Raw genomic sequence first — 12,865 nt, 5'->3', positions numbered from 1 at the left:
ACAGGAACGGACTCACGTACGGGGCTCCTTGCGCTGTGCGGATGCCATGTCGTCGCTCATGTCCTTGAGGGGGGTGAGCAGGACGTCGGTGCGGTTCGCGGTGAGAAGGGTGCGGTCGGGTACCTCGCGCCAGAGGGGGTCGTCGTCGTGCGGCTCGGAGGCCACGAGGGTGCGGCGGCCGGGCTCGATCAGATACCAGAGGGTGTCGCCCCAGGCCGTCGCGGTGATCGTCTCGCCGTTGGTGAGCAGCAGGTTGAGCCGGGACCCGGGTGCCGCCTCGGCCACCTCCACAACGGTGTCGGCCAGCGCCTGGCCCTCCTCGTCACCGGCACGCAGCCGGTGCAGGACCAGGGCCCACACGAACGCCGAGTCGCACCTGGCCTCCAGCGACAGCAACTCGGCCGGAGACAGGGCCGATACGAGCGGGGCGAGCGTGTCGGGCCAGCCGCGGACCGCGCCGTTGTGGCTGAACAGCCAGGGGCCCGCGGCGAACGGCGCCGCCGCGGCCTCCCCGTCCGCGCCCGCCACGGTCGCGTCCCGCACCGCGGCGAGCAGCGCCCGCGTCCCGACCACCCGGGCCAGGTCCGCGAACGACTGGTCGCCCCAGATCGGTCCCGTGCGCCGGTAGCGTGCCGGGACCGGATCCCCGGCGGCGTACCAACCCACTCCGAAACCATCTGCGTTGACGGTCCCGTGCCGCTGGCGCCGGGGTGCCCACGACTGCCGGTACAGGCTGTGTTCCGGTGTCACGAGGAGCGTGCCCAGTCTCTCCTCGCCGCCCAGGAACGCCAGATGACGGCACATCAGGCGTCCCCGTCCCTGGCGGTGCGGAACCCGGAGAAGATCTGCCGGCGGATCGGGTAGTCCCAGTTGCGGAACGTGCCCCGGCAGGCCACCTGGTCCACCGCGAACGAACCGCCGCGCAGCACCTTGTACTCCGGGCCGAAGAACACCTCCGAGTACTCCCGGTAGGGGAACGCGACGAACCCGGGGTAGGGCTCCAGATCGCTCGACGTCCATTCCCACACGTCGCCGATCAACTGTCGTACGCCGAGCGGTGAGGCACCCGCGGGATAGCTGCCCGCCGGGGCCGGGCGCAGATGGCGCTGGCCCAGGTTGGCGTGGACCGGCGAGGGGTCCTCGTCGCCCCACGGGTAGCGGGTGGAACGGTCCGACACCGGGTCGTGACGGGCCGCCTTCTCCCACTCGGCCTCGGTGGGCAGCCGCCGCCCCGCCCAGCGCGCGTACGCGTCGGCCTCGTACCAGCACACGTGCAGCACCGGCTCCTCGGGCGGCACGGCCTCCGTCACCCCGAAGCGGCGCCGCAGCCACTGTCCGCCCTCGCGCCGCCAGAACAGCGGCGCCTCGATCCCGTGCGCGCGGATGTGGTCGAAGCCCGCGGGAGTCCACCAGCGTTCCTCGTCGTAGCCGCCGTCCTCGATGAAGGACCGGTACGCGCCGTTGGTGACCGGAGTGGTGTCGATGAAGAACGACGGGACCGTGCGCCGGTGCGCGGGGCGTTCGTTGTCGAGCGCCCACGGTTCGGTGGAGGTCCCCATCACGAACGTCCCCCCGGGCACCAGGACTTCGGCGGGTCCGGCGAGGGGTGGGGCGGGCGCGGGGTCCGGTGCCGTGAGGGCGGTGGGGCCCCGCCGGAGCTGATGGGTGATCAGCATGGTCTCGTCGTGCTGCTGTTCGTGCTGCGCGATCATGCCGAACGCGAATCCCGACTCGGTCAGCCGGGTGCCCTCGAACGCGGCGCCCTCCAGGACGCCCAGCGCCCGGCCGCGCACCTCGGCCGCGTACGTACGGGCCTCGGCGGGCGGCAGCAGCGGCAGGGATGGCCGTTCGGCGCGTGCGTGCTCGAACGCGTCGTAGAGCCCGTCTATCTCGGGCCGCATCGCCTCGCGCCCGGCGACCGCGCGCAGGAGCCACAGCTCCTCCTGGTTGCCGATGTGCGCGAGGTCCCACACGAGCGGGGACATCAACGGCGAGTGCTGCGCCGTCAGTTCGGGGTCCTCCACACACGAGGTGAGCAGGGCCGTGCGGTCGCGGGCGGTGGTGAGCGCGTCCAGCGCGCGTCGCCGGAGCGACTCCGGATCCGTGCGCGGACCGGAAGCGGTCGTGCCGGTCATGTGCTGATGTCCTTCCCGTCGGACAGACCGTGCGGACGGCCTGCCGGGCGGCGCCCGGATCCGCGGTCGTGATGGGACGCGGCCGCGCCGGCCAGGTCGTCGGCGGGGCAGCGGCCCCGGGCCACATAACGCTCGGTGAAGGAGGCCACCGCGTCGAGGACCTCGATGGTCGCGCCGAGCCGGGGCAGCGCCTCGTAAGCCGCCGCGAAGCAGACCGCCGCGACCTCGCGCAGCTCCGGATCGCTGAGGCCGTACCGCGCCGCGTCGTGCCACAGCGGGTTGCGCGGCGCCGGAGCGGGGCCTGCCCGCTCCGCGAGAGGCTTGACGGTCCGGTAGGCGACCTCGGCCGCTTCCGGGTCGTCGAACAGCGCCGCCGTCACCGCGAGCGGCACGATCCAGCCGTCCTCACCCGGCTGCGCGTCGATCATGCGGAGCTCCAGATGGCCGCGCGGCCGTACCGGCGGGAACAGCGTGGTCATGTGGTACGCCAGGTCCGCCCGGTCCGGTGGCGCGGCGGACCGCGTCCAGTCCCGGAAACTGAGGTTCTCCGGCACCTCCCAGGGTGCCTCGGACCCTCGTACGCACATCACCGGCGCGTCCAGCACGCGCCGGGCCCAGGCCGCGCGGGGATCGCCGTCCAGGGGCGGCGCGTCGGTCCGCCCGGGGTCCATCGACGCCCACAGCGACTGACGGGTGGAGCGCCAGCCGGTATGACGTCCGTGGGCCATCGGGGAGTGGGCGAACGCGGCCAGCAGGACCGCGCCGAGCTGATGGGCCAGCCACCAGCGGCGCCCGTGCCCGAGCGGGCCCGGTTCCTCGTATCCGGCGTCCACGCACACCTGGACCGAGGCCGACGTGCACATCATGGCTCGGCCCTCGGGCCCGGCGCGGTCGAGATACCGCTCCATGGCGTCGTACCTGGGATCATGGAGATAGCGGCTCGGGGGATTCCATGGATCCTGGCCGAAACCGCTGAGGCCGAGATCCGCCTCGCGCAACGTGGCGCGGACGGCGTCGAGATCGGCCGAGACGGAGCCCACGCACTCCATCAGGGAAGTGGCGGGGGCGGAGCTGAGCTCCAGTTGTCCGCCGGGTTCGACGGTGAGCGCCGAACGCAGGGACAGGGGGCGCAAGGCGGCATAGGCCGCTTCGAGTCGTTCGGGTGATACGGGGAGCCGCGGCCCGCGCAGCTCGTGGACCAGCCATTCCACCTCGACACCGAGCAGGCGGGGCGGACCGGTCTTGAAGCAGATGCCACGGACCAGCGCCTCCACCTCGGCCTCGGTGACAGCGGAGCGTCGTCGCTCCGTACAGTCACTCACCGAATCGGACATGTCGGGATCCTCCTGAGATTCCACCATGCCGCCGGCCCCGGGGTCTGATGGGCCGGACCGACAATGACCGTTCCACCCAAGACCTTCTCGCCGGTTCGCACAAGGGTGCAAATCGTTTCTTTGGGGACCGGGAAGCGCTGTTTGCGGGGTCGGGAAACTCTGTTGCGCCGCACGACCAGCATCGCTCACGATGCGTTCATGGGCACGACGGGGGAAAGCACGCAGGCCGCGCCCGTGGCGCGTACGGGGGTCGCGCCATGAGCGCGCGCCTGCGTGCGATCGCCCGGGAGACCGAGGAGATAGTGGCGGCCGGCGGCTACCGCGGCCCCTCCGGGGGCAGGGTGTCCATCGCCGCTGCGGTCGAGGCCGCGCGCGCCGGGACACTGCTGCACGGACCGGAGCCGGTGGGGACACCGTCGGTGACGAAGGTCGTGACAGCGTTCGAGGTCACGGGCGAGAGCAGCCTGGAGGCGGCCCGACGGCTGACCTCCGGGGGCGCGGACCCGGTCGCCGTGCTGAACTTCTCCTCGGCGCGCAATCCCGGCGGCGGCTATCTGAACGGGGCGCAGGCCCAGGAAGAGGCCCTGTGCCGGGCCTCCGCGCTGTACACCTGTCTGCTGCGGGCCCGTGGTTTCTACGATCATCACCGCGCCCACCGTGACGCGTTCTACACGGACCGTGTCATTCACTCACCCGGCGTACCGGTGATCCGGGACGACCGCGGCCGGCTCCTCGACGAGCCGTTCGCGGCCGGATTCCTGACCGCGGCGGCCCCGAACGCCGGGGTCGTCCTGCGCACCGCCCCGCGGCGGGCGGCCGACCTGCCGGGCGCGCTGGCGGTCCGCGCCGAACGCGTCCTGGAGACGGCCGCCGCCCACGGCTACCGTCGCCTGGTCCTCGGAGCCTGGGGCTGCGGGGTGTTCCAGAACGACCCCGCGCAGGTGGCGCGGGCCTTCCACGGAGTCCTGGCCGGGGGCCGCCTGGAGGGGTACTTCGACCACGTGGTGTTCGGCATCCTGGACCGCACCCCGGGCCGGACCACACACGAGGCCTTCGACCGTGTGTTCGCATCCGGACTCCGGGGAGCGTGAACCACCCGTCCTCGCTTTCGCCCGGCGCCTGCCCCGCGGCGGGCCCCATGCCCGGTACCAGCCCCCACGCGGCCGTCGCCGAAGGGCGCTCAGCGCCAGCCGTACAGCTCCCGCAGCCGGTGCACCACGGAGTTGAACCGCATCCGGTCCATCGCGCACGCCTCCCGCCGCATGCCCTCCTCGTGCAGCCGCAGCACGCGGTCCAGGTTCACCCAGGAGTCGCGTCCGGTCCGGTCCCACGGTCCGCTGCCGATGGCCACCCACTCGCGGTCGCCGTCGTGCCGCTTGCTGGAGAGCTGGACGGCGAGCAGGGTGCCCGCGGCCTCCCGGGCCACGACCATGACCGGGCGGTCCTTGCCCCGGCCGTCGTTCTCCTCGAAGGGCACCCACGTCCAGACGATCTCACCGGGATCGGGGTCGCCGTCGTGCGCGGGGGAGTACTCGGTCCTCACGGGGCCGACCTCACGGGGCTCGGCCTCGGTGGTCGCGGAGGGGCCGTAGCGGCCGGGGACGTCTTCTTCGGTCTCATCCGTAAACGCGTTCACGCGGGCCACGGTAGAGCCTGCGTCCGAGGTCACGGCGGGCGGGGCCGGTGACCGGAGAGCTCGGCACGGACCCGGGACCCGGTCCGACTTCCCTGCTGCGCCCGTCGTACGGCACCACCCGGGCCGGTGGAACGGCGCCGGGCGTACGGGAGCTGTGACCCAACTCCCGTACGCCCGCGCCCTACTGTTCAGAACCGCTGGTGCACGTGCGCCTCAGCGCGCCGGCCTCATCCCTCCTTCTCCACGGGCACCTTCTCGCTGACCGGTGCCGTGAACCCGTTGAGTTCCGCCTTCGGGTTCTTGGCCGGGCCCCCCTCCGGGTTCATCGAGGCGAGCAACTGGCGTGCCAGCCCCAGGCCGGTGCCGCCCATGGTCAGGGCCTTGGCGAACATGTCCGCCATACCGTCCGCCCCGTTGAGCAGCACCATGTGATCCACGTTGCCGAACGCGCTCGCGCCCGCCTGGACGATCTCCGGCCAGTTCTCGGCGAGTTGCTGGGCGACGACGGCCTCCTGGTTCTCGGCCAGCGCGGCGGCCCGGGCCTGGATGGTCTCCGCCTCCGCGAGACCCTGGGCCCGGGTGGCCTCTGCTGCCGCGAGACCCTTGGCCTGGGCCGCGGCGGCCTCTGCCTCGCCGGTCGCGCGGGTCGCCGTGGCGGCGGCCGCACCCCGTGCCTTGGTCGCCTCGGCCTCGGCGTTCGCGGCCGTCTTGACCCGCGTCGCCTCCGCCACGGCGGCCAGTTCGGTCTCCTTGGCCTTGGCCTGCGCCGCCGAGATCCGCGCGTCGCGCTCGGCCTCGGCCCGTGCCCGGATCTCGTACGCGTGGGCGTCCGCGGGCTTGCGGACGTCCGCCTGGAGCTGCTGCTCGCGACGGTGCGCCTCGAGCTCGGCGACCCGCGTCTCCTGGACGACGACATCCTGCTGAGCGGCGGCCGCCGCGAGCGGTCCGGCCATCTGGGCCGTCGCCGCCGCCTTGTCCCGCTCGGCCTGGTAACCGGCCTGCTGGATCTCGCTGTCCCGGGTCGCCTCCGACATCCGCGCCGCGGCCTTCTGCTCCGCCTCGGTGGCCAGTCGGTTCGCCTCGGCCTGCGCGATACGCGCGTCACGCTGCACGGCGGCGGCGTGCGGCATGGCCAGGTTCCTGATGTACCCGGTCGGGTCCTCGATCTCGTGGATCTGGAGCGAGTCGACGATCAGACCGAGCTTCTCCATCTCCGTACCGCACGCGGCACGGGTCTGGCCGGTCAGCTTCTCCCGGTCGCGGATCATGTCCTCGACGGTCAACCCGCCGACGATGGACCGCAGATGACCGGCGAACACGTTGTGGACCCGCTCCGCCATCATCTTCTGCTGATCGAGGAAGCGACGGCTCGCGTTGGCGATCGACACGAAGTCGTCGCCCACCTTGAAGATGACCACGCCCCGCACCTTGAGCGGAATGCCCTGGGTGGTCACGCAGTCCACGTGCAGCTCGGTCTCGTTCAGGTCGAGCGAGATCTTCCGCACCGCCTGCACGCCGGGGACTACCAGCGTGCCGCGCCCCGTCACGATGCGGAAACCCATGCCTTCTTCGAGACCCTCGGTCCGATGCTTCGAACCGGAGATGACCAACGCTTCGTTGGGCTCCGCGACACGCCACATGAGCTTGAAGACCACAACGATGAAGATCAGCGCGAGGACAACCGTCCCCGCAACGACGCCGACAACCATCGGCATACGCCCCCTTTTGATGGTGCCCTATCGGCACCGAACGAAGGGAGTGTGCTCCTCGCCGACACCGTGGTACAGGGCTCGGCGATTCCTTGTTGCGTTCTTGACGCATACGGCTCTCACCTGGGACAAGCGCAGCTCAACTGTCATATGAACTGAGCGAGTTCGTCGGTTTCGGCGTGGGGCGGCCGGAGCCGTGGGGGAGCGGGATTCGGCTGTGGGGAGCGGGAGCGGGGGCGGGGGCGGGAGTCGGTTGTCCGGAGCGGTAGTCAGCTGTCGTACGCGGCCGAGACGTAGACCGTGCGCGGGGGCAGGTACTCCACCACCATCACCACCGTGCCCCGCTCGATGCGGTCCCGCGGCGCGGCCGGATATGCGAGGAAGTGCTCGGCGCCGCCGCGCACCCGGACCATCACCTCACCGACGAGCCCGGGTCCGACCGTGCCGGTGACCCGTCCCATCAAACCGACCATCGAGGCATCGTCCATGGTCACAGCGTAAGGCCGGAACTCGCCTACACGGCCGTGGAGTTCGCGACGGCTTCGTGCGGAGGCCACAGTTCGTGCCAGCGCCGGTCCGCCTCCAGCTGCGCGGCCAGCGACACCAGCAGCGGCTCGCTGTCCGCCGGGCCGAGCAACTGCGCGCCCACCGGCAGTCCTTCGCCGACGAAGCCCGCGGGGACGTTGACGCCCGGCCAGCCGAGGATGTTCCACGGCCAGGCGTACGGGCAGGCCGCGATCATGGCCCGGTCGGTGCCGAGACCGCTCAGGCCGAGCATCGAGCCGATCCGCGGCGGGGGAGCGGCGGTCGTCGGCGCGAGCAGCACGTCGTACGTGCCGAAGAGCGCGCCGACGCGCCGTTGAAGCCGCACCTCCGCACGGCGGGCCGCCCGCAGCGGAGCACCGCCCAGCAGCCGGCCGAGGCGCGCCGCGTCGTGGGTGCGCCGGTCCAGGAGCTCGGGGAACGGCGAGGTGCGCACGCGTTCGGCGATGCCCGCCGTGGCCCGTGGGACGAACGTGAGCCCGATCGGCCCGTAGCGCGGCTCGGCCTCCTCGACCGTGTGCCCGAGCGCGGCGAGCCGCTCCGCGAGCGCGAGGACCTTCGCCCGTACGGCGGGGTCCAGTCGCGCGGGCAGCGCGGTGAAGGGCGGTTTCAGCGACAGAGCGATGCGCAGCCGGCCCGGATCGCGGCCCACGGCGTCGTGGACGCGCAGCGCGGCGGGCCGGTGCAGATCGCCTTCGTGGCTGCCGCTCACCGCGTCCAGCAGCAGGGCCGCGTCGGCGACCGTGCGGGCGAGCGTGCCGTTGACCGTGATGCCCTGGAAGGACTCCGGGAGCGGCCAGGTGGAGATGCGGCCGCGCTGCGGCTTGATGCCGACGAGATGGGTCCAGGCGGCCGGGATGCGTACGGAGCCCGCCCCGTCCGAGCCCAGTGCCGCGGGTACCAGGCCCGCCGCCACGGCGGCCGCGGAGCCCCCGGAGGAACCGCCCGGCGTGTGCCCGTGATGCCAGGGATTGCGGGTCTCGCCGAAGGCCGGGCCCTCGGTGAACGGCCACTGGCCCAGCTCGCAGGCATTGGTCTTGCCGACCACGACGGCCCCGGCCGCGCGCAGTCGTCGTACCGCCTCGCCGTCCTCGGCCACCGGGGGAAAGTCACCCCGGCAGCCGAACGCGGTGGGTTCGCCCGCCACGTCCATGTCGTCCTTGACCGCGACCGGCACCCCGAGCAGGGGTCGCCGCCCGCCCGCCGCCAGCTCCTTGTCCGCCGCGTCCGCCTCCGCGAGGGCGGCCTCCGCGCGCACCAGCCGGAAGGCGTTCACCGTGGGCCGGGCCGCCTCGATCCGGGCGAGCGCCCGCTCGACCAGCTCGCGCGAACTCACCTCGCCCGCGGCCAGCGCACGCGTGCTCTCCGTCAGTCCTGGGGCACGGTCGGGAGCCATCCGGGTCACCTCCGATACGGTCGTTTACCGAACGGTAACCTGTGGGGCGGCGCTGCGGTAAGGGGACCGCAACCCTCTTTGCGGAAGCCGGAGTTCCGTGAAATCGAACGCCGATCGGGTGCCCCGGCGCACGGCGGTGCCGGGGCCCTCTGCGAGGATGCCTGGCGTCATGGTGCAGATACCGAACCAGTCCGCCCAGCCGGCGCCCGCACGTCGACCCGTACCGACCAGTGCCGACGTGGCACGCCTCGCGGGTGTCTCGCGCGCGACCGTCTCGTACGTCCTGAACAACACCAGCGCCGTCCGGATCAGCGAACCCACCCGGCGCCGGGTCCGTGAGGCCGCAGAGGAACTCGGGTACGTTCCGCACGCGGCCGCCCGCAGTCTGCGCGCCGGGCACAGCCGCATGGTCCTGATGCCCGCCCCGACGATCCCCGTGGGTCCGCTCTACCACCAGTTCTTCGCCGAACTCCAGTCGGAGCTCGGGCGGCTCGACTACACCGTCGTGCAGCACGGCAGCGTCGGTCTGCACGGCGACGAGGCCGCCCGCGCCTGGGCCGAGCTGCGCCCCGTCGCCGTCCTGGTGCCCGGCAGCGGCCTCGGACCCCAGGGGGTGGCGGTGCTCAAGCGGGCCGGCGCCCGCGCCGTGTTCACCCTGGGCCCCGAACGGGTCGAGGGCGCCCACGCGCTGCTCATGAACCACGACCGGGTCGGCCGCTGCGCGGGTGCCCATCTGCTGTCCGCGGGCCGCCGCAGCGTCGGTGTGGTCATGCCCGAGGAGAGCGGCCTGGAGATCTTCTCCAGGCCCCGCCTCGACGGCGTACGGCAGGCCTTGAGCGACACGGACGCGACGGTGACGGAACTGCCGCTGGCGTACGAGGAGGAGGCCGCCGCCCGGCTCGCCGCGCGCTGGCGCTCCCTCGGCCTCGACGCCGTCTTCGGGTACAACGACGAGTACGCGATGCTCCTCATGCGCGCCCTTCAGGACGAAGGTGTCGCCGTGCCGGACGAGACCGCCGTCGTCGGCGCCGACGACCTCATGCTCGGCCGGCTGCTGAGACCCCGGCTCAGCACCGTGCGCCTGGACCTGCCCTCCGGCCGCGACCTCGCGGAACTGGTGGACCGGGCGGTCCGTGAGCCGGGTGCCGAGCCCGAGACGCACGAGGTGCTGGGCGCACGAGTCGTGCACCGCGCGTCGAGCTGAGAGAGGCTGGTGCCGCAGGGGGCAAGGTTCGCCCGGTCCGTGCGCGGCCGGACCGGTCCCCGTGCCGGAGCCCGGCCCCGGCGGCATCGGACAGCGGAGGCGCGTCATGCGGACCACGGTCGGCATCATCGGCGGAGGCCCGGCGGGGCTTCTGCTGGCCCGGCTGCTGCACCGGACGGGCATCGACTGTGTGGTCCTCGAGAGCAGGACGCGCGCGTACGTCGAGCGGCGCCAGCGGGCCGGCATGCTGGAGCAGGGCACGGTCGACGTCCTGCGCGCGTGCGGAGCGGGCGGGCGGCTGGACGCCGAGGGCCTGGTCCACCAGGGGATCGAGCTGCGCTTCGAGGGGGAGCGCCATCACATCGACTTCCCCGGACTCACCGGCGGCCGGACCGTCACGATCTACGCCCAGACGGAGATCGTGAAGGATCTGGTCGCCCTCCAACTCGCCGGCGAGCCACCTCTGTTGTTCGAGGCCGAGGCGCTCGGCGTGGAGAAGCCGGAGAGCACCTCGCCCGTCGTACGGTTCCTGCACGCGGGGCGCGAGCGCACGCTGGCCTGCGACTGGGTGGTGGGCTGCGACGGCGGTCACGGTGTCGCGCGCTCCGCGTTCCCGGCCGGGTCGGGCCGCTCGTTCGCCCACGACTACCCGTATTCCTGGCTCGGCGTACTCGCCGATGTGCCGCCCTCCTGCGAGGAGTTGATCTATGCCCGGGGTACTCGCGGCTTCGCCCTGCACAGCATGCGCTCCCCGTCGGTGTCCCGGCTCTACCTCCAGGTCCCGAACGGCACCGATCCCGCCGACTGGCCCGACGGGCGGGTCTGGGACGAACTGGCCGCGCGTTTCGCGATCGACGGGGACTGGCGGCTGGAACGCGGGCCGGTCACGGCCAAGTCGGTCACTCCCATGCGTAGTTGGGTGCACGAGCCAATGCGCCACGGGCGGCTGTTCCTGGCCGGGGACGCCGCCCACATCGTGCCGCCCACCGGCGCCAAGGGCCTCAACCTCGCGGTGTCCGACGTACGGCTCCTGGCGCGCGGCTTCGCCGAGCTGCACCACTCCGGGTCAACCGAACTGCTCGACAGTTACTCGGAGTTGGCCCTTCAACGTGTCTGGCAGGCCACACGCTTCTCGTACGACATGACTAGAATGTTGCACGCTCAACCAGATGGGGACGCCTTCGAGAACCGGATGCAACTCGCGCGACTGCGCCGGATCACCGTGTCCCGTCCCGCCGCCGCCGAACTGGCCGCGAACTACACGGGACTTCCGCTGCCCGAACCGCAGGGCCCGACGGGTCCCGCCGGTGATCAGTGAACGATCGGAGAGCCGACATGCCGTTGCTCGACCCCACGACCTGGCAGTCCCGCCCGCTCCGGGGCGACGAGTACACCGTCACCGAACCCGCCACCGGCGAGGGCCTCGGCACCCTCACCCTCGCCGCCGCCGAGGACGTCGCGACGGCCGCGCGGACCGCCCGCGCCGCCCAGAGCGAGTGGGCCAGGGCCCCGCACTTCGTCCGCGCCGCCGTACTGCGCCGGGCGGGCGACCTCTTCGCCGCGCACGCCGACGAACTGCGCGACTGGATCGTGCGGGAGTCCGGCTCCATCCCGGGCAAGGCCGACTTCGAGCTGCACGTCGCCGCGCAGGAGTGCTACGAGGCGGCCGCCCTCGCCTCCCGCCCGACCGGCCAGGTCCTGCCGTCGGAGGCGCCGCGTCTGTCGTACACGCGCCGCGTCCCGGTCGACGTCGTGGGCGTGATCGCGCCCTTCAACGCGCCGCTGATCCTCTCGATCCGCTCGGTCGCCCCGGCGCTCGCCCTCGGCAACGGCGTCGTGCTGAAGCCGGATCCGCGCACCGCCGTGTGCGGCGGCCTCGCGCTCGAAGCCGTCTTCGCCGAGGCGGGCCTGCCGGAGGGGCTGCTCCAGGTCGTACCCGGCGGACCCGAGGCCGGCCAGGCCCTGGTCGCCGACCCGCTGGTTCCGGTCGTCTCCTTCACCGGCTCGACCGCCGCGGGGCGTGCGGTGGGTGAGGCGGCCGGCCGCCATCTCAAGCGCGCGCACCTGGAGTTGGGCGGAAACTCCGCCCTTGTCGTCCTCGAGGACGCCGATCTCGACGCGGTGATCTCCACGGCGGCCTGGGGCTCGTTCTTCCACCAGGGCCAGATCTGCATGACGACCGGCCGTCATCTGGTCCACGCCTCGCTGTACGAGGAGTACGTCGAGCGGCTCGCCGCCAAGGCCGACTCGCTGGCCGTCGGCGACCCGCACCGCGAACAGGTGCACCTGGGCCCCATCATCGACGACGCCCAACTCGCCAAGATCCGGGGGCTGGTCGAGTCCAGCACGGCGAACGGCGCGAAGCTGGCGGCGGGCGGCACGCACGAGAGGCTCTTCTACCGGCCGACCGTGCTGGCCGGCGTCGACGACACGACGCCGGCGTACGCGCAGGAGGTCTTCGGCCCGGTCGCGCCGGTCCGCTCCTTCGGCACCCTCGACGAGGCGGCGGCCCTGGCCGCGACGGGACCGTACGGCCTCTCCCTGGGCATCGTCACCAGGGACACCGCACGCGGCCTCGCACTCGCCGAACGCATCCCGACCGGAATCGTGCACATCAACGACCAGACGGTCAACGACGAGGCCGTCGCCCCCTTCGGCGGTACCGCCGCCTCCGGCACCGGCGCCCGCTTCGGCGGCGAGGCCAATCTGGACGCCTTCACCGACCTGCGGTGGACGACGGTGCGCGGGGATGTGGCGGGCTACCCCTTCTAGAACCTCGGGGGCCGGGGCCGAAGCCGGGGGTCCAGGTAGGTTCGGGGGTCCAGGTTCGGGTGCACCGCACCTGGACCCCCGAACCACCCGCTGTCCATAGCCTGCCCGGTGCAGCCGGCCCAGGGCCGGGCGGACG

At 72.7% G+C, this 12,865-nt stretch carries 11 protein-coding genes; 4 read left to right on the top strand and 7 right to left on the bottom strand.

The window, feature by feature from the left end:
• Positions 1 to 12: 12 nt before the first annotated feature.
• From egtC to egtA, 3 genes are read right to left on the bottom strand one after another with little or no spacing between them, the layout of a single operon-like run.
• Positions 13 to 804, bottom strand: coding sequence for an ergothioneine biosynthesis protein EgtC (gene egtC, locus ABZV42_RS24075; protein WP_356053543.1), 792 nt, complete (start codon positions 802 to 804; stop codon positions 13 to 15).
• Positions 804 to 2,135: an ergothioneine biosynthesis protein EgtB gene (gene egtB / locus ABZV42_RS24070; protein WP_356053541.1), complete on the bottom strand. Its 1,332-nt coding sequence runs from the start codon at positions 2,133 to 2,135 to the stop codon at positions 804 to 806. Before egtB ends, egtC begins: the two co-directional genes overlap by 1 nt.
• Positions 2,132 to 3,469 (bottom strand): ergothioneine biosynthesis glutamate--cysteine ligase EgtA, encoded by a 1,338-nt coding sequence (egtA, locus tag ABZV42_RS24065; protein WP_356053539.1) that lies wholly within the window; start codon positions 3,467 to 3,469, stop codon positions 2,132 to 2,134. Before egtA ends, egtB begins: the two co-directional genes overlap by 4 nt.
• 257 nt (positions 3,470 to 3,726) lie before the next feature.
• Here egtA and ABZV42_RS24060 point away from each other — a divergent pair, with 257 nt between their 5' ends.
• Positions 3,727 to 4,560 (top strand): TIGR02452 family protein, encoded by an 834-nt coding sequence (locus tag ABZV42_RS24060; RefSeq protein ID WP_355984692.1) that lies wholly within the window; start codon positions 3,727 to 3,729, stop codon positions 4,558 to 4,560.
• An 89-nt stretch (positions 4,561 to 4,649) separates the two neighbouring features.
• On the opposite strand, the gene ABZV42_RS24055 is transcribed toward ABZV42_RS24060, so the two are convergent.
• The 4 genes from ABZV42_RS24055 to ABZV42_RS24040 all read right to left on the bottom strand — a co-directional run bounded on the left by ABZV42_RS24055 (position 4,650) and on the right by ABZV42_RS24040 (position 8,753).
• Positions 4,650 to 5,105 (bottom strand): type II toxin-antitoxin system PemK/MazF family toxin, encoded by a 456-nt coding sequence (locus ABZV42_RS24055; RefSeq protein ID WP_355984691.1) that lies wholly within the window; start codon positions 5,103 to 5,105, stop codon positions 4,650 to 4,652.
• A gap of 227 nt (positions 5,106 to 5,332) precedes the next feature.
• Entirely contained in the window at positions 5,333 to 6,820 is a 1,488-nt protein-coding gene (locus ABZV42_RS24050) for an SPFH domain-containing protein (RefSeq protein WP_355984690.1), read from the bottom strand.
• Between the two features lie 263 nt (positions 6,821 to 7,083).
• On the bottom strand, positions 7,084 to 7,308 hold the full coding sequence (locus tag ABZV42_RS24045; protein WP_355984689.1) for a hypothetical protein: 225 nt from the start codon (positions 7,306 to 7,308) through the stop codon (positions 7,084 to 7,086).
• Positions 7,309 to 7,328: 20 nt separating this feature from the next.
• On the bottom strand, positions 7,329 to 8,753 hold the full coding sequence (locus ABZV42_RS24040; protein WP_355984688.1) for an amidase: 1,425 nt from the start codon (positions 8,751 to 8,753) through the stop codon (positions 7,329 to 7,331).
• A 169-nt stretch (positions 8,754 to 8,922) separates the two neighbouring features.
• Between ABZV42_RS24040 and ABZV42_RS24035 the strand changes: the two genes are divergently transcribed.
• From ABZV42_RS24035 to ABZV42_RS24025, 3 genes are all read left to right on the top strand, one after another.
• Positions 8,923 to 9,957 carry a LacI family DNA-binding transcriptional regulator gene (locus ABZV42_RS24035; protein WP_356053537.1) on the top strand — a complete coding sequence of 345 codons (1,035 nt, stop codon included), beginning with the start codon at positions 8,923 to 8,925 and terminating at the stop codon, positions 9,955 to 9,957.
• A gap of 106 nt (positions 9,958 to 10,063) precedes the next feature.
• Positions 10,064 to 11,275 carry a 4-hydroxybenzoate 3-monooxygenase gene (locus ABZV42_RS24030; RefSeq protein ID WP_356053535.1) on the top strand — a complete coding sequence of 404 codons (1,212 nt, stop codon included), beginning with the start codon at positions 10,064 to 10,066 and terminating at the stop codon, positions 11,273 to 11,275.
• Positions 11,276 to 11,292: 17 nt separating this feature from the next.
• Entirely contained in the window at positions 11,293 to 12,729 is a 1,437-nt protein-coding gene (locus ABZV42_RS24025; protein ID WP_356053533.1) for a benzaldehyde dehydrogenase, read from the top strand.
• Positions 12,730 to 12,865 lie beyond the last annotated feature (136 nt).

The sequence above is a fragment of the Streptomyces sp. NPDC005281 genome, assembly GCF_040607495.1.
Taxonomy (GTDB): domain Bacteria; phylum Actinomycetota; class Actinomycetes; order Streptomycetales; family Streptomycetaceae; genus Streptomyces.
Note: the sequence above shows the minus strand (reverse complement) of the source record. Positions and strands in the feature narration are given on the sequence as shown.